This window comes from Stutzerimonas stutzeri (assembly GCF_038561965.1).
GTDB lineage: Bacteria > Pseudomonadota > Gammaproteobacteria > Pseudomonadales > Pseudomonadaceae > Stutzerimonas > Stutzerimonas stutzeri_AA.
Map to the genome: position 1 here is coordinate 873,161 of NZ_CP139348.1, position 16,830 is coordinate 889,990.

The following is a 16,830-nucleotide window of genomic DNA, read 5'->3' on the forward strand; positions in this document are numbered from 1 at the left end:
CGGTCGGCCCGCAACGGCATTCAAACGGTGCGGCTTACCACCAGGCTTCGGCCTGCACGCCGAAGGTGATGCCGTCGTCGTCACCGGCATCGATGGACTCGCTGGCTGCCTGGTAACGGCCGCCGTCCCACTGTGCGTAGGTGGCGAACACGCGAATCTGCGGGCGCGCCCAGAAGCTGTTGCCGGCTGACCACTGCTGGGCGAGGGTGAGTTTCTTCAGGTCGCGGGAGCGTTCGCCGTCGGCCTGCGGATCGACGCGGTCGTAACCGAACTCCAGCGCGGTGCTCATGACGTCGCTCCACTTGTACACCGGGCGCACGCCGAAGCTGGCCCAGGTCTGTCCGGAGTCGTTGTCGAAATCGCGGTCCTCATAGATCTGCACATACATCATCTCGATGTTGTCAGTCAGGCCGACCACGCCCTGGTTGACCAGGCGGAACATCTTGCCGTCGCTGTTACCGGTGTTGTTGCGCCCACTGCTGCCGATGATGCCGTCGGTGCCGTACTGCAGGGCGAGCTTGTTGTAGCCGCCGAACCAGTCGCTCTGGGTGTGCTCGAGGGTGACCAGGTGGCCTTTCTGGTCCTGGTAGCCAGGGTCGCGCTCCTGCTCATCGGTAAGGTTGGCCTTGCCGTAGTCGTAGCCGATCTCCAGCTTGCCGCCCGGGTTGACGTCGATTTCGGCGAGGCGGAAGTCCAGGGTGTCGTTGGCCAGGTTGGTGCCGGTGCCCGAGCCCTGGTAGACCCAGTCGCCGTCGGTATTGCGGATCCATGCCACGCTCGCCTTGGCGAAGCCCAGGTCGATGTCCTCGATACCGGCGCCGGGGCCGGAAACGTCCCAGTAGTAGTAGTCGTTGATGTGTACATCGTGGCGCTTGTAGTAGCGCTTGCCGGCCCAGATCGCCGCGCCTGGCAGGCTCGGGATCAGGTTTTTGCCGACCACGTTGAACTGGCGGATGGAGGTGGTGCCGGCTTCGTCGAACGGGTTGTTCTCGCCGCCGTTGGTGTCAGTGCCGGTGGCTTCCCAGTCGTTACCCTGATCGGAGCGGTAGGCGATCATGCTGTCTACATAGAAGCTCCTGTCGCCTTCGCTCCAGACTTCCTGGCCGAGGCCGATCTCGGCGTAGGTTTCGCATTCGTTACCCAGACGGTATTTTGCTGGCGCGCCGGCTGCCTGGAAGCAGGCCTGATCGCCGCCGCCCGCCGTGGCGCCGACGCCAGAGCGCAGGTAACCGTGGAAGTCGACCGCCAAAGCCGGGCCGCCGACCAGAAGGGCAGCGAGGATGCAGGCGGGTTTGAGGGCAAAGCTTGGGTGCGCGGTGTGCTTCATGACGAGGTCCTTGTTTTTCTTGTTAATGCCGAACGATCACGCCTTCGCTGCCGGCCGGTGGCGGTGCAGCGCGGTGACGCAAGCCTCGGAGATCGCGGTGGCTGCGGCATCCTCCGGGGCGCAGATTTCGCTGGCGCAGAACGAGGGCGTAAGAGGGATGAGTACGGCGTAATTCCCGGGGCGGGGATGAGACGAGAGGGGCGCAGATGATTGCCAGGGGCCTTCCGCCTGGCCACTACGCCACCGTGAGCCGTGCGGGGGAGGTTGGTCGCAGGGGCGCGTAGGGGCAGCCTGCGGATGCCGGTCGAAGACCCGGCCGGCGTTCATCCTCATCTGGCGGCCCCGCCGTCGGATACCCGAACAAGCACAAGAACCGGAGTATTGCGATGAGCCACATCCTGCGTGCCGCCGTATTGGCGGCGATCCTGCTGCCGCTACCGCTGCAGTCCATGGCCGACCAGGCCGGCAAGAGCCCCAACGCCGTGCGCTACCACGGCGGCGACGAAATCATCCTTCAGGGCTTCCATTGGAACGTCGTCCGCGAGGCGCCGAACAACTGGTACAACATCCTCCGCCAGCAGGCCTCGACCATCGCCGCCGACGGCTTCTCGGCGATCTGGATGCCAGTGCCCTGGCGCGACTTCTCCAGCTGGAGCGAGGGCGGCAAATCCGGCGGTGGCGAAGGCTACTTCTGGCACGACTTCAACAAGAATGGCCGCTACGGCAGCGATTCCCAGCTGCGGCAGGCCGCCGGCGCGCTCGGTGGCGCCGGCGTCAAGGTGCTTTATGACGTGGTGCCCAACCACATGAACCGTGGTTACCCGAACAAGGAAATCAACCTGCCGGCCGGCCAGGGCTTCTGGCGCAATGACTGCGCCGACCCGGGCAACTACCCCAACGACTGCGACGACGGCGACCGTTTCGTCGGCGGCGATGCGGACCTCAATACCGGTCATCCGCAGGTCTACGGCATGTTCCGCGACGAGTTCGCCAACTTGCGCGGCCAGTACAGTGCCGGCGGCTTTCGCTTCGACTTCGTCCGCGGTTTTGCGCCGGAGCGGGTCAACAGCTGGATGACCGACAGCGCCGACAACAGTTTCTGCGTCGGCGAGCTGTGGAAAGGCCCCTCCGAATACCCGAGCTGGGACTGGCGCAACACCGCCAGCTGGCAGCAGATCATCAAGGACTGGTCCGATCGCGCCAAGTGCCCGGTGTTCGACTTCGCCCTCAAGGAGCGCATGCAGAACGGCTCGATCGCCGACTGGAAGAACGGCCTGAACGGCAACCCAGACCCGCGCTGGCGCGAGGTGGCGGTGACCTTCGTCGACAACCACGACACCGGCTACTCGCCCGGACAGAACGGCGGTCAGCATCACTGGGCGCTGCAGGACGGGCTGATTCGCCAGGCCTATGCCTACATCCTCACCAGCCCCGGCACGCCGGTGGTGTACTGGTCGCACATGTACGACTGGGGTTACGGCGACTTCATCCGCCAGCTGATTCAGGTGCGTCGCGCCGCCGGCGTGCGTGCCGATTCGGCGATCAGCTTCCACAGCGGTTACTCGGGCCTGGTCGCTACGGTCAGTGGTACGCAGCAGACGCTGGTCGTGGCGCTCAACTCCAACCTTGGCAATCCCGCGCAAGTCGCCAGCGGCAACTTCAGCGAGGTGGTCAACACCAGCAACGGCCAGGTGCGCGTGTGGCGTAGTGGCACTGGCAATGGTGGTGGTGAGGAGCCCGGCGGACTGGTCAACGTGAGCTTCCGCTGCGACAACGGCGTGACGCAACCCGGCGACAGCGTCTACGCGGCGGGCAATGTCAGCCAGCTCGGCAATTGGAGCCCGGCATCCGCCGTGCGCCTGACCGATACCAGCGCCTACCCGACCTGGAAGGGCAGCATCTCCGTGCCTGCCGGCCAGAACGTGGAGTGGAAATGCCTGATCCGCAACGAGGCCAACGCAACGCTGGTGCGGCAGTGGCAGGGCGGGGCGAACAACCGCCTGACGCCCAGCGAAGGCACCAGTACGGTCGGGCGCTTCTAGCCCGAAGAAGCACGAGCACCTGTGGCCCGCCTCGCCTATGTGAGGCGGGCTTTTTTTGGCGGCACTGTTATGTTGGGCACGGCCGTGGATTCTGGTAGCCGCGTGGCTGTTGCTAGGACCGTTGCGGTGGGCTGAAGCCCACCCTACAAGGACGGGTTCAGCTGCGAGTCGCGGCACCGTACGCATACGACGAGATTAGCTGCATCGTAGGGTGGGCTTCAGCCCACCACAGCGGAGCTTCACCTAGCAGCCAACCTTCAGGTTCCCGCTTTGGCCATAGCGTTGCCACACCCGCGCGGCTCATACCTCCTGGGCGTTCTGAACATCCGCCAATTGCCAGCGAATCGCCTGTGCTTCCGCCAGGCGCAGCTCGTTGAGCAGCGCTTCACGGCCGGGCTGTCGTTCGTTGGCCAACGCCCCGCTGGCGAGCAGGTCGGGATGGTGGGTAGTCGCCATTTCATTGAGCCAGGCCAGGCGCTGCAGGGTCAGCGGCGTGCAGCTCTGCCCACTGAGGTCGTCCTTCACGTCCAGCCAGTGCGAGCGCCAGGCTTCCTGCAGGTACAGCCCGGCCAGATCGCCAGCCAGTGCGTTGCGCCAGTGACGCATCACGGCAGTCAGCCAGTCCAATACCGTTTCGCTTGCGCCGCGGGCTGTCAGCTCTCGATGCAACCGCTCGTAGGCTTCGAGAGCAATGCGTTTTTCCAGCTCGAAATCAGCCAGTGCCCATGTCTCGCTTTCCTGCTCCATACGCAGCAAACAGGCGAACAGCTGGCGGGTCTCGAAGCGCTCGGCCGCATGAAAGCCCGGCGAGGCGAGGCCGTCGCTGTTGTACTGGCGCAGCGGGTCGAAGGGGTAGAGGTAGCCGAAATCGAACAGGCGAATGCGGCCATCGTCCAGCGTGTTGCCTGCAGCCAGATCCCATTCGAACAGCCCGCCCAGCAGTAGTGTGACCAGCAGCTCGAACAGCTCCAGCAGCTGGCGCTCGCTCCAGCGTTCGATGCGACTGCCGTCGACCCAGGGCGACAGCACGATGCCCTGCTGCAGCGAGGCGTATTGCGTCGGTACGATGCCGGCCAGGCGTTCGGCCTGCTCAGGGTTGCGCATCAAGCGTGCAAGATCGCGGCGGCGTTGCAGCTCGTTGAGAAAGCTCGCCTGGCCGTCCGGGTTTTGCACGCGACAGGGCCGGCGGGCGACCTTGAGCGCCCAGTCGCGGCCATCCAGCTGCACGCGATAAACGCATGCGGTCAGGCCATCGTCGAAGCAGTCGCGCACCCAGGGCTCGCTCCCGCTGACGGCGGCGAGTTGCTGCGGCGGCAGTGGACAGTCCTCAACCCGGCCCAGGCGAAACTCCGTGCCGCTGGCGAGAAAGGCCAGCTGGGCCTGTCGCCGCGCGGCGGCAGTCAGCGAGGCCGAACTCATCGAGCCTGCACCACGATGACCTTGTCCTCGCCCAGTTCACGAGCGAAGGCATAAGGCTGGCCGGGCGAAAGCAGGCGATGCGTTCCCGCGCCGATGGCCGGGTGGCGTGCACGGAACTGGCCGATTCGCTGCCAGCGTTCAATCAGTGCGGCGACCTCGGGTCGCTCGTGCTCGGCCCAGTTCATCGGGCTGCGGGTGCCCTGGTACGGGTCCGATCCACTGGGGCCGAAGGCGCGGGCGCTTTCGTCACCGTAGTAGACCTGCACTGCGCCGGGCGCCAGCAGCAGGGCGGCGGCCAGGCCGCGCTGGCGCGCCAGGTCGCCCTTGGCCAACTGGCTGAACAGCGCGGTATCGTGGGATGAGGCATAGCTCAGCAGGTTGTGCCTGGGCGTCTCGGCTAGGCGCCTGGCGTAGTCGGCGAAACTGGGCTCGGCGGCGGCCAGGCAATCGCTGGCAGCCAGCGACTGCTGCTGAAAGTCGAAGTTGATCAGCGCGTCGAAGCCCTGGTCCAGGTAGTCGCTGGCCTGCGGGCCGTGGCCAAACACCTCGCCGACCATCCAGAACGGCTCGCTGGCCATGGGATCGTCCGGATTGGCGCGCGCCCAGTCGGCACGGGCGTGTTCGGCGGCGGCGCGTAGTTCGGCCCAGGTGGCGGGTTCGACATGCTTGACGGTATCGACCCGAAAGCCGTCGACGCCGAAGTCCCGAACCCAGAGCGTCAGCCATTCGATCAGGTAATCACGGACCCGATAACCCTCACGCGGGACGGCGCGGGTGTGTGCCTTGCGCGAAAGAAACTCCGGCAGCTCGACGATGGCTTCGGACTCGGTGCGAAAATCCGGCAGAAAGGCCAGCGAGCCCTTGAGCGGATCAACCGTGCTACTGGGCGGTGTGTCGTAATCGGCGATGCCAGCGCGCACCCAGTCGCGGCCCCACCAGGCAGACCAGCTCGGGTGCTCGTAATCCACCAGGTTGTGGTACGCGTGCAGGTTCTCGTGGGCTTCCGGCTGCCAGGCGCTCCACTGCTCGGGCAGGTAGGCGGCCATGCCGTCGCGCAGGGCGCCGAAGCCCATCTGCTGCATGTCCTGCAGGGTCGAATAGCCGGGGTGGTTCATCACCACATCGAAGAGCACGCGAATGCCGCGAGCATGGGCCGCGCTGATGAGGGCGCGCAGGTCATCCTCGCTGCCCATGTTGGCGTCGAGCTGGGTGAAATCCAGCGCGTAGTAGCCGTGATAGCCGTAGTGGCGGAAGTCGCCGCTATCGCCACCGCCGACCCAGCCGTGGATCTGTTCGTAGGGCGCGCTGATCCACAGCGCATCGACGCCGAGGCTGGCGATGTGGTCGAGCCGTTCGGTCAGCCCCTTGAGGTCGCCGCCGTGGAAGGTGCCGATCTCGTCGAGACCGTCCGGCTCGCGGCCATAGCTGCGGTCGTTGCTTGGGTCGCCGTTGGCGAAGCGGTCAGTAAGGACGAAATACACCGTCGCGTTGCGCCAGTCGTGCGACGGCGCGGCACCCGCCGGTTCGGCGACTTCGAGCAGTAGCAGGCCATCGCTGTCGGTGGCTGGCTTTAACGTCACCTGGCCGTTGCGGACGACCGCCGTAGCGCCGGACAGCGCGTCGCGCAGGGGCTGGCCGTCGCGGAACACATCGCCAACCGCCACGTTCACGGCATTGCCATCCCAGGCTTGGCATGCCGTTGTCGCCGCCTTCTGCTCGGCGGCCTTGATCGGCAACAGACGCAGCGCCGCGTCCGTGCCGGTTTCGACGATCAAACGATAGCGTCCGGCTTCGGGCACTTCGTAGCGGTAGGCGCTGTCTTTGCCAAGCGGCTGCCGACGGAACGGCGCCAGCGCGACGTTCCCGGCGCTGGCGCCTGGCATGCGCAACTGCAGCTGGCCGGGTTCGAGCGCAAGCTCGGTGTCGTAGCGATCGGCAGCCAGGGCGTTCCAGTTCGGTGTCAGTGGCTGTTCGTTCAGGCGAACGCTCAGCTCGGGAGCAGCCAGGCTGGGCAAGGGCAGGGCGAGGCCAAACAGTAGCGGCAGGGCAGACAGCCAGTGGGCGCGCATTAGATGTGGCTCCATTATGCATTTTCGCTACATTTGACCGCTCGTTGACAGCCGGGTATAGGCGTAAGCGCTAGGCTGATGGCGTATTTTGTGCGGCTGCGACCAAGCATCTACGCCCCGCTTCTACGCCCTCCACCCTCTTGAGGAGGAGGATGTAGATGGCATGGCACGCGCCGAGGATGGAACGACTGTCAGAGCCTCAGGCCGGCAGCAGGTGGAACAACTAAAAGAAGCCACGAGGAAAGCGAAGCATGAACAAGAAATTCTGGTGTATCGCCACCGTCGGCCTGGCGGCCACCTTCAGCCTGCCGCTACCGGCGCTGGCGGCGATCGAGGAAGGCAAGCTGGTCGTCTGGATCAACGGCGACAAGGGCTACAAGGGCCTGGCCGAAGTCGGCAAGAAGTTCACCGCCGAGACCGGCATTCCGGTCGAAGTGGCCCACCCGGACAGCGCCACCGACAAGTTCCAGCAAGCTGCTGCCACCGGCAACGGCCCGGACATCTTCATCTGGGCCCATGACCGCATCGGCGAATGGGCCAAGAGCGGGCTGCTGACTCCGGTAACCCCCAGCGCCGACACCAAGTCGGGCATTGCCGATTTCTCCTGGCAGGCGGTGACCTACGACAACAAGCTGTGGGGCTATCCGATTTCCGTCGAAACCATCGGCCTGATCTACAACAAGGCACTCGTTGATACCCCGCCCAAGACCTTCGATGACGTCATGGCACTCAATGAGAAGCTCGCCGCACAAGGCAAGCGCGCCATTCTCTGGGACTACAACAACACCTACTTCACCTGGCCGCTGCTGTCGGCCAAGGGCGGCTACGTGTTTGAGCAGACCGATGGCGGCTACAACGTCAAGTCCACCGGCGTGAACAACGCCGGCGCCAAGGCCGGTGCGCAGGTGCTGCGCGACCTGATCGACAAGGGCGCAATGCCCAAGGGCGCCGACTACAGCGTGGCCGAAGCGGCGTTCAACAAGGGCGACTCGGCGATGATGATCAGCGGCCCCTGGGCCTGGTCGAACATCGAGAAGAGCGGCATCGACTTCGGCGTGGCACCGATTCCGGGCGTCGATGGCGAGCCGGGCAAGCCCTTTGTCGGCGTCGCCGCAGCGCTGCTCAACTCGGCCAGCCCGAACAAGGACCTGGCCGTGGAATTCCTCGAGAACTACCTGCTGCAGGTCGAAGGCCTGAAGACGGTGAATGCCGACGTGCCACTGGGTGCGGTGGCCAACACGGCCTACATGGAAGAGCTGTCCGCCAATCCGCACATCAAGGCGACCTTCGAGAACGCGCAGATGGGCGAGCCGATGCCCAACGTGCCGGAGATGGGGGCGTTCTGGTCATCGATGGCTGCTGCGCTGACCAACATCACCTCTGGCCGGCAGGATGTCGACGCCGCCCTGGACGATGCCGCCAAGCGCATCACCCGTTGAACCGTCGCTGGCGCGCCTGCACAGGCGCGCCGGCAGACTAAGCTCCGTTCAGAAAGGTTCTTCTCTCGTGAATGCCCGTGCCGAGTTGCCCAGCCCTGCCATGACCCGTCCGACACCCTGGGGCCTGCCCCGCTCCCTGACCACCGGCGTGCGCTGGCTGCTTTGGCTGGCCTTCAACGCTTTTGCGCTGTACCTGGTGGTCGCGCTCTACGTCCAGAAGCAGATGGCGTTCGCCCTGCTCGGACTGGTGGTCACCGGGATCGCCAGCTACCTGTTCATCAATCGGCGCATGTACGCCCAGCGCTACATCTTCCCGTCGGTGGCGGGCATGCTGGTGTTCGTCATCTTCCCGCTGCTCTATACCGTGGGCATCGGGTTCACCAACTACAGCGGCACCAACCTGCTCAACCAGGCCCAGGTCGAACGCTATCACCTGAGCCAGACCTATCTGGCCGGCGAGCGTTTTCGCTTCAGCCTGCACCAGAGCCCGGACGGCGAGCGTCTGCGGGTGGACAAGGGCGAGCTGGGCATGTTCGTCAGCCCGCCGCTGACCGGCGAACCGGACCCGGAAGCGCCACTTGCGCTGCAGCCGGCTGAAAGTGTCGACGGGCTGGGTGAGGCGTTGGCACTGCGCGAGGTGATTCAGCGGCGCAAGAACCTGGAACAGTGGGTCATGCAGGCGCCGGATGGCAGCCTGCTGCGCCTGTACGGTCTGCGCGAGGTGGCGGCGGTCGAGCCGCAGTATCGGCAGGACGGCCCCGGCGTGCTGGTCGACACCCGTACCGGTGCGCGGCTGACCGCCGACATGGAGCGCGGCTTCTATGTCGATGAAACCGGCAAGGCGGTGCCGCCGGGCTTCGCCGTATTCACTGGCTTCTCCAACTTCGCCCGTGTGCTGACCGAGCCGAGCATTCGCGAACCTTTCATACAGATCTTCGCCTGGACCTTCGCCTTCGCCGGGCTCACGGTGGTCTTCACCCTGGCCGTCGGCCTGGTGCTGGCCAGCCTGCTGCAATGGGAGCTGGTGCGCGGCAAGGCATTCTACCGGCTGATGCTGATCCTGCCGTATGCGGTGCCGGGGTTCATTTCCATCCTGGTGTTCCGCGGGCTGTTCAATCAGAACTTCGGTGAGATCAACCTGTTGCTGGAAGGGTTGTTCGGCATCCGTCCGGACTGGTTCAGCGATCCGAGCCTGGCCCGCACGATGATCCTGATCGTCAACACCTGGCTCGGCTACCCATACATGCTGCTGCTGTGCATGGGCCTGCTGCAGGCCATCCCGCGCGACCAGTACGAGGCGTCGGCGATTGATGGCGCCAGCCCGCTGGATAACCTGCTGCGCATTACCCTGCCGCAGCTGATCAAGCCGCTGATGCCGCTGCTGATCGCCTGCTTCGCCTTCAACTTCAACAATTTCGTGCTCATCACCCTGTTGACCCGCGGCGGGCCGGACATCATCGGCGCCACCACGCCGGCCGGCACCACGGACCTGCTGGTGAGCTACACCTACCGCATCGCCTTCCAGGATTCCGGACAGGACTTCGCCCTGGCCGCGGCCATCGCCACGATGATCTTCATCCTCGTCGGTGCCATGGCGCTGCTGAATCTCAAACTCTCGAAAGTGAAGGTATAAGGAGACCGGCAATGGCCATGGTGCAACCGAAATCCGCGCGTTACCGGCTCTGGGCGACTCATGCGGCACTGCTCGCCTTCGTCGCTGCGATCCTCTTCCCGCTGCTGATGGTGATCTCGATCTCCTTCCGCGAAGGCAACTTCGCCACCGGCAGCCTGTTCCCCGAGAACCCGACGCTGGAACACTGGTCGCTGGCGCTCGGCATTCCCTACACCCACGCGGACGGCAGCGTGACCCAGCCGCCGTTCCCCGTGCTGCTGTGGCTGTGGAACTCGGTGAAGATCGCCTTCGTCAGCTCGATACTGATCCTGCTGCTGTCGACCACCAGCGCCTATGCCTTCGCGCGCATGCGCTTCGGCGGCAAGGCGCCGATCCTGAAAAGCATGCTGATCTTCCAGATGTTCCCGCCGGTGCTCTCGCTGGTGGCCATCTATGCGCTGTTCGACCAGCTCGGTCAGCACGTCAGCTGGCTCGGGGTGAACAGCCACGGCGCGGTAATCGTCGCCTCGCTGGGTGGCATGGCGCTGCATATCTGGACCATCAAGGGCTACTTCGAAAGCATCGATGCCTCGCTTGAGGAAGCCGCCATCGTCGACGGTGCGACCACTTGGCAGGCGTTCTTCCATATCCTGCTGCCGATGAGCGTGCCGATCCTGGCGGTGGTGTTCATCCTCGCGTTCATCACCAGTGTTACCGAATATCCGATTGCCTCGGTGCTGCTGATGGACGTCGACAAGCTGACCCTCTCGGTGGGTGCCCAGCAATACCTGTATCCGCAGAACTACCTGTGGGGTGATTTTGCCGCCGCGGCGGTGCTGTCCGGCTTGCCCATCACGGCGGTGTTCCTCTACTGCCAGAAGTGGATTGTCGGTGGGCTCACTGCGGGCGGTGTGAAAGGCTGAGGACTTAGCGAAACAGGGCGCCAGACCGGGGAGCGGGAGCCATGCGAGCCGGTGCGCCAGGCCACGGGAAAAACAACAACAAGAACGAGAACAGGGAGCCGTCCATGAATGCCTCGATGCCAGCGTTGCTACCGCTGATTCCCACCAAGCTGGCGATCCCCATGCTGCCGCCGGGCCTGCTCGAGCGCCCGCGCCTGGACGAATGGCAGCTGCGCCTGCCGCAGGTGCGTCTGGCCGTGCTGCACGCGGCCAGCGGCTTCGGCAAGACCACCCTGGCGGCGCAGTGGGCACGGGGCTTCGATGGCCGCGTCGCCTGGCTGCAGCTACATGCCAGCGACAACCTCGCGTTGCAGTTCGGTCGCTACCTGACCCAGGCGCTGGATCGCCAACTCGATGCCGGTTGCCCGTTGTCCGCCGCGCTCGCCGAGCAGGGCCTGGTGTCGCTGGATGCGTTGTTCACCCAGCTGCTGGCCGAGCTGCCAGGCGAGCACGAGGCGATCCTCATCGTGCTCGACGAGTTCGAGGTGCTGCATGAGCGCGAGCTGATTGCCGGGCTGCGTTTCTTCCTGCGCCACATGCCCTGCTGGATGACGCTGCTGGTGTGCAGCCGCCGCCTGCCGGAGCTGGGCGTGGCCGAGCTGCGAGTCAAGCACCAGCTGCTGCTGCTCGATGCCCGCCAGCTGGCCTTCGAGGATGATGAGGTGCAGGCCCTGCTGGAGCTGGGCGTGCCGGTGAGCATCAATCGCGAGCAGGTCGAGCGGCTCAACCGCCGCATCGGCGGCTGGCCCTGCGCATTGCAACTGGCGCTGCAGGAGGTGCAGACCAGCCGTGGCATGGACCTGTTCCTGGAAAACCTGCTGCTCGGCCATCCGGACATCCGCGACTACATGCGCGAGCAGGTGATCGAGGGGCTGCCCGAAGACCTGCGCGGCTTTCTCGAGGCGACCTGCCTGCTCGACCGTTTCGATGCTGCGCTGGCCGATCGCCTCACCGAAGCCTGCCACGGTCGCGAGATGCTCGAACGGCTCGAGCGCGGCGGCCTGTTCATCCAGCCACTGGACAGCCTGCGCCGCTGGTACAGCTACCATCCGTTGTTCGCCGTGTTCCTGCAGGGCGAGCTGCGCACCCATCAGCCGCAGCGGCTCAACCAGTTGCACCTGCGTGCCGCCGAGGCGTTGCTGTCCGAGAACCTGCCCGAGGAGGCCGCACGCCATGCGGTGCAGGCGGGCGACCCGCAGCAGGTCGCCGAAATCCTCCAGCGCCACGGGCGCGCCTTCTACCGCCAGGGCCAGCTCGGGCTGCTGCAGCAATGCCTGGAAACCCTGCCGGAAACGGTGATCGCCGGCTCGCCGCTGCTTACTTTGCTGCAAGCCTGGGTGTCGCAGAATTCCTATCAGTTCGAACATGTCGAACGCTGGTTCAAGGCCGCCGAACTGGCGCTACAGCGCAGCTGCTCCGAGCAGGACTGGGCGCGCATCGTCTGTGAATTCAATGCGGTGCGTGCGCAAGTCGCGATGAACCAGGGCGATGAACAGCGCGCCATCACGCTGGCCCAGGAGGCGCTGACCTGCGAGCCGTTGATCATGCGCACCTCGCGGGTGGCGGCGATGTCCGGTCTGGCCGAGGTGCATTTCGTCCAGGGCGCACTGCCACAGGCGCAGAAGCAGTACGAGGAAGCCGAGCGCCGCGCCCGCGAGATCAATGCGTCGCACCTGGTGGTCTGGAGCCTCGGCCAACTGTCGGAGATCGCCATCGCCCAGGGCCATCTGCAGAAGGCCTACACCCTGCAGGAACGGGCGATCCAGTACATCGAACAGCAGCACCTGCGGGCCACGCCCATCGTCGAGTTCATCTACCGCGTGCGCGGCCAGGTGTTGCTGGAGTGGCATCAGCTGGACGCGGCCGAACAATGCGCGCTGCAGGGCATCCAGATTCTCGACGAGCTTGGCGACCAGCGCTGGCGCCTGCAGAGCCACACGTTGCTGGCCGGCGTCGCCTACGCCCGCGGCCAGCAGAGCGCCTGTGCCGATTACATCAGTCAGATGCAGGCGATGCTCGCCGATGATCGCTACCACATCGACTGGCTGGCCAACGCCCACGCGGTGATGCTCGCCTACTGGGATTCCAGCCAGGATCGCGAGGCGATTCGCCAATGGCTGATCAGCGCACCACCGGTCAGCGCTGGCGCCAACCACTTTTCCCAGCTCAACGCACGCAACCACGCGCGCGCCCATGTGACGCTCGGCCAGCTGGACAGCGCGCTGCCAATCCTGCGTCAGCTGCTGACCGACGCCGAACGCCATGGCCTGGTGATGGATCGCAACCGCAACCACATCCTCCTGGCACAGCTGCACTGGTTGCGTGAAGAACGGCAGCAGGCGCTCGATCACCTGCAACGGGCGATGACCCTGGCCAGCGGCAGCGGTGCCATCGGCAGCTTCCTGCGGGTTGGCAAGCCGATCATCGGCATGCTCAAGAGCCTGCTGCATGAGCGCACCCTCGACGAGCCGGAAGCCCAGCGCGCCACGCGGCTGATCCAGCTGGCGCAGCAGCAGCGCGACTTCAGCCGCGCCATCCGCATCACCCTCGACGAGGCGGTGATCCAGGACATCATCAATCGCCCCGACGTCCCCGAGCTGATCCGCCGCTCACCGCTGACCCGGCGCGAGTGGCAGGTGCTGAGCCTGATCCATGCCGGGCAGTCCAACGAGCAGATCGCCGATCACCTCAACGTCGCGCCCACCACCATCAAGACGCACATCCGCAGCCTCTACCAGAAGCTCAACATCACCCACCGCGCCGAGGCCGTGCAGCTCGCGCGCGATCTGCTGAGCAAGATTCAGGGGGATTGAAGCGCTCGGAGCTCAGCCCTTCCACTGGGTCTGGGCGAAGGCGGGCAGGGCGTTGGCGCGCTGTGACGCTGAGGCCAGATGCGGGAAGGCGCCGTCCGGCGCCAGCGTGTCGGGCAGGGTGAGGCGGGCGAAGTCGTAGGCGACTACCGCACTGATATCCACCTGACTCATGCGCTCGCCCAGCAAGGGGCGCTCGCCGCGCTCAGCCTGGCGTGCGTCCAGCAACGCCAGCGCACCGCGCGCCTGATCCTCACAATGGCGATACCAGTCGTCCCAGACCAGCCCTTCCGGCCGCCGATCGCGCTCGTAATACGCCGCCACGGTTTTCTCGCAGGCACCGACGGCAAAGGCCAGCAGGTTCATCGCTTCGATGCGCTCAGGGCCGGATAGCGGCAGCAGTGCGCGCTTGGCGCCAGCCAGCTGATCGAAATAATCGAGGATGGCATTGCTGTCGATCAGCACCTGACCATCCTCCAGCACCAACGCGGGCACTCGACCCAGCGGCGAGTACTCGCGAATCTTCAGACTATCCGTCAGGACACTGAGTGGTTCGTTGGTGAACGGTATGTCCAACAGATGCAGGCTGACGCCGACGCGGCGGACGAAAGGCGACATGTAGCGACCGATCAGTTTCACAGGCAGTGCTCCGAAGGCGAGGGTGAACAGTGCATCAACCCTAGTCGAGCCTGCTGGTGGATGCGAAGGCATCGCACGGAACCATCAATCGCCTCGTCCGTTGGCCGCCGGGCGGGGGAGGAGGAGTGCGGCGCCTGGCTGTGGCACCCTCGACCTCTTTGCGAAGGAGGCGTTGCCATGGCGATGAGCGAGAAACAGAAGATGTTGGCCGGCGAGCTTTACTACCCCGGCGATCCGGAAATCCTTGCCGATCAGGCCGCGGCCAAAGCCTGGATGGTGCGCTACAACGCGGCGCTGGCGGCGTCGCCGGACGAGCGCCGCACACTTCTGGCCGAACGGTTGGCCGCGGTCGGTGCCGGTGCGGTGATCCGCCCGCCGTTCCACTGCGACTACGGCTACAACATCCATCTCGGCGAGGGCGCCTTCCTCAACTTCAATTGCGTGATTCTCGACGTGGTTGCGGTGCACATCGGCGCCGGCGCGCAGATTGGCCCGGCCGTGCAGCTCTACACCGCCGATCATCCGCGTGATCCCGAGGCGCGCCGATCAGGCGTCGAGTTCGGCCGGCCGATCCATATTGGCAGGAACGTCTGGGTCGGCGGCGGGGCGATCATCCTTCCTGGCGTGACGGTCGGTGACGACGCGGTAATCGGCGCGGGCAGCGTGGTTACCCGCGACGTGCCAGCCGGCGCCACGGTGGTCGGCAACCCGGCGCGGATACGCTGACCGGCTCGCTGTCGCCGTCTACGCCCTCGCCGAGCGCGCCGTCTACGCCCGGCCCGTACGCCTGCACAAGCCCGCCGCCGGAGGATGTTGCGACTGGATGCCGCACCTAGAGTGGACCCGTCTTCACTGCTCACTCAAGGTAACCTGACATGTCCGAGCAACTTCAGAATTGGTGGCGCGGCGGGGTGATCTATCAGGTCTACCCACGTAGTTTCTTCGACAGCAACGGCGACGGCGTGGGTGACCTGCCGGGCGTGCTGCACAAGCTGGACTACATCGCCAGCCTCAACGTCGACGCCATCTGGCTGTCGCCCTTCTTCACCTCGCCGATGAAGGATTTTGGCTACGACGTGGCCGACTACCGCGGCGTTGATCCGCTGTTCGGCACCCTCGACGACTTCGTTCGGCTGGTCCAGGCCTGCCATGAGCGCGGCATGCGCGTGCTAATCGATCAGGTGCTCAACCATTCTTCCGACCAGCATCAGTGGTTCGTCGAAAGCCGCTCCAGCCGCGACAACGACAAGGCCGACTGGTACGTCTGGGCCGATCCCAAGCCGGATGGCACCGTGCCGAACAACTGGCTGTCGGTCTTTGGCGGCCCGGCCTGGAGCTGGGACAGCCGGCGCCGGCAGTACTACCTGCATAACTTTCTCTCCAGCCAGCCGGACCTGAACTTCCACTGCCCGGCTGTGCAGGATCAAGTGCTCGACGACATGGAGTTCTGGCTCAAGCTCGGCGTGGACGGTTTCCGCCTCGATGCGGCCAACTTCTACTTCCACGACGCCGAACTGCGCGACAACCCGCCGAACACCGAGATTCGCGAAGGCAGCATCGGTGTGCGTGTCGACAACCCTTACGCCTACCAGCGCCACATCTACGACAAGACGCGCCCAGAAAACATGGACTTCCTGCGCCGCCTGCGTGCGCTGCTGCAGCGCTATCCCGGTGCCTCCTCGGTGGCCGAGATCGGTTGTGACGAGTCGTTGCGCACCATGGCGGCCTACACCAGCGGCGGCGACACGCTGCACATGGCGTATTCCTTCGACCTGCTTACCGAGCAGTGCAGTCCGGCCTACATCCGTCACACCGTCGAAGGTATCGAGCGTGAACTGGCGGATGGCTGGTCGTGCTGGTCGATGGGCAACCACGACGTGGTCCGGGTCATGACACGCTGGGCGCTCAATGGCCGTCCCGATCCGGAGCGCGGTCGGCTGCTGATGGCACTGCTGTTGTCCCTGCGCGGCAGCGTCTGCATGTACCAGGGCGAGGAACTGGGGCTGCCCGAAGCGGAACTGCGCTACGAAGATCTGGTCGATCCGTACGGCATCACCTTTTGGCCGGAATTCAAGGGCCGCGACGGTTGCCGCACGCCGATGCCCTGGCAGAGCGAAGCGCATCACGCCGGCTTCACCGGCAGCGAGCCGTGGCTGCCGGTGGATGACTCGCACCGTTCGCTGTCGGTGGCCGCGCAGGATGCCGATCCGCACTCGATGCTCAACTGCTACCGGCGCTTCCTCGGCTGGCGGCGCGAGCAGCGCCTGCTGATCGAGGGCGATATCCGCATGGTCTACCATGACGACGCCTTGCTGGTGTTCGAGCGGCGACTGGGCGACGAAGCCTGGCTGTGCCTGTTCAACCTGGGCGATCTGCCGCGCAGCTACGAGCTGCCGGGGCAGGCGGTGCCGCTGGTGGACGTACCGGCGAGCTTCGCCGAATACGACGGCCAGTGGGCGCGGTTGCCGGCCCATGGCTTCGGCTACGTGCGGCTCGCGGGTTAAGGGAGCG

The 16,830-nt window shown here is 65.4% G+C and carries 11 protein-coding genes; 7 read left to right on the forward strand and 4 right to left on the reverse strand.

The window, feature by feature from the left end:
* Positions 1-34: 34 nt before the first annotated feature.
* The gene (locus SM130_RS03925; protein WP_102824509.1) at positions 35-1,327 is read right to left on the reverse strand and encodes a maltoporin; all 1,293 of its coding nucleotides are present in this window, start codon (positions 1,325-1,327) and stop codon (positions 35-37) included.
* A gap of 386 nt (positions 1,328-1,713) precedes the next feature.
* On the opposite strand from SM130_RS03925, the gene SM130_RS03930 reads away from it, so the two are divergent.
* Positions 1,714-3,369 carry a glucan 1,4-alpha-maltotetraohydrolase domain-containing protein gene (locus tag SM130_RS03930; protein ID WP_102824510.1) on the forward strand — a complete coding sequence of 552 codons (1,656 nt, stop codon included), beginning with the start codon at positions 1,714-1,716 and terminating at the stop codon, positions 3,367-3,369.
* Positions 3,370-3,669: 300 nt separating this feature from the next.
* Here the strand turns inward: SM130_RS03930 and SM130_RS03935 are convergent, their stop codons facing one another.
* Entirely contained in the window at positions 3,670-4,788 is a 1,119-nt protein-coding gene (locus SM130_RS03935; protein WP_102824511.1) for a hypothetical protein, read from the reverse strand.
* Positions 4,785-6,857 carry an alpha-amylase gene (locus SM130_RS03940; RefSeq protein ID WP_102824512.1) on the reverse strand — a complete coding sequence of 691 codons (2,073 nt, stop codon included), beginning with the start codon at positions 6,855-6,857 and terminating at the stop codon, positions 4,785-4,787. Before SM130_RS03940 ends, SM130_RS03935 begins: the two co-directional genes overlap by 4 nt.
* 251 nt (positions 6,858-7,108) lie before the next feature.
* On the opposite strand from SM130_RS03940, the gene malE reads away from it, so the two are divergent.
* The 4 genes from malE (at position 7,109) to malT (ending at position 13,683) form a co-directional block, all read left to right on the forward strand.
* Positions 7,109-8,296 (forward strand): maltose/maltodextrin ABC transporter substrate-binding protein MalE, encoded by a 1,188-nt coding sequence (gene malE, locus SM130_RS03945; RefSeq protein ID WP_102824513.1) that lies wholly within the window; start codon positions 7,109-7,111, stop codon positions 8,294-8,296.
* A 67-nt stretch (positions 8,297-8,363) separates the two neighbouring features.
* Entirely contained in the window at positions 8,364-9,929 is a 1,566-nt protein-coding gene (malF, locus tag SM130_RS03950) for a maltose ABC transporter permease MalF (RefSeq protein WP_181019233.1), read from the forward strand.
* An 11-nt stretch (positions 9,930-9,940) separates the two neighbouring features.
* Positions 9,941-10,831: a maltose ABC transporter permease MalG gene (malG, locus tag SM130_RS03955; protein ID WP_015275801.1), complete on the forward strand. Its 891-nt coding sequence runs from the start codon at positions 9,941-9,943 to the stop codon at positions 10,829-10,831.
* A 104-nt stretch (positions 10,832-10,935) separates the two neighbouring features.
* A complete protein-coding gene (malT, locus tag SM130_RS03960) occupies positions 10,936-13,683 on the forward strand; it encodes an HTH-type transcriptional regulator MalT (RefSeq protein ID WP_102824514.1) in 2,748 nt (915 codons plus the stop codon).
* A gap of 12 nt (positions 13,684-13,695) precedes the next feature.
* Here malT and SM130_RS03965 read toward each other — a convergent pair whose 3' ends face one another.
* Positions 13,696-14,319, reverse strand: coding sequence for a glutathione S-transferase family protein (locus SM130_RS03965; protein ID WP_102824515.1), 624 nt, complete (start codon positions 14,317-14,319; stop codon positions 13,696-13,698).
* Positions 14,320-14,496: 177 nt separating this feature from the next.
* On the opposite strand from SM130_RS03965, the gene SM130_RS03970 reads away from it, so the two are divergent.
* Positions 14,497-15,045 carry a sugar O-acetyltransferase gene (locus SM130_RS03970; RefSeq protein ID WP_102824516.1) on the forward strand — a complete coding sequence of 183 codons (549 nt, stop codon included), beginning with the start codon at positions 14,497-14,499 and terminating at the stop codon, positions 15,043-15,045.
* Positions 15,046-15,194: 149 nt separating this feature from the next.
* Complete coding sequence (locus SM130_RS03975) at positions 15,195-16,823, forward strand: alpha-glucosidase (RefSeq protein WP_102824517.1); 1,629 nt, start codon at positions 15,195-15,197, stop codon at positions 16,821-16,823.
* Positions 16,824-16,830 lie beyond the last annotated feature (7 nt).

What these genes read in the sequence shown, in the direction of transcription:
- SM130_RS03925 (WP_102824509.1), bottom strand. Translation starts at nt 1,327, where the DNA reads ATGAAGCACACCGCGCACCCAAGCTTTGCCCTCAAACCCGCCTGCATC.
- SM130_RS03930 (WP_102824510.1), top strand. Translation starts at nt 1,714, where the DNA reads ATGAGCCACATCCTGCGTGCCGCCGTATTGGCGGCGATCCTGCTGCCG.
- SM130_RS03935 (WP_102824511.1), bottom strand. Translation starts at nt 4,788, where the DNA reads ATGAGTTCGGCCTCGCTGACTGCCGCCGCGCGGCGACAGGCCCAGCTG.
- SM130_RS03940 (WP_102824512.1), bottom strand. Translation starts at nt 6,857, where the DNA reads ATGCGCGCCCACTGGCTGTCTGCCCTGCCGCTACTGTTTGGCCTCGCC.
- malE (WP_102824513.1), top strand. Translation starts at nt 7,109, where the DNA reads ATGAACAAGAAATTCTGGTGTATCGCCACCGTCGGCCTGGCGGCCACC.
- malG (WP_015275801.1), top strand. Translation starts at nt 9,941, where the DNA reads ATGGCCATGGTGCAACCGAAATCCGCGCGTTACCGGCTCTGGGCGACT.
- malT (WP_102824514.1), top strand. Translation starts at nt 10,936, where the DNA reads ATGAATGCCTCGATGCCAGCGTTGCTACCGCTGATTCCCACCAAGCTG.
- SM130_RS03970 (WP_102824516.1), top strand. Translation starts at nt 14,497, where the DNA reads ATGGCGATGAGCGAGAAACAGAAGATGTTGGCCGGCGAGCTTTACTAC.
- SM130_RS03975 (WP_102824517.1), top strand. Translation starts at nt 15,195, where the DNA reads ATGTCCGAGCAACTTCAGAATTGGTGGCGCGGCGGGGTGATCTATCAG.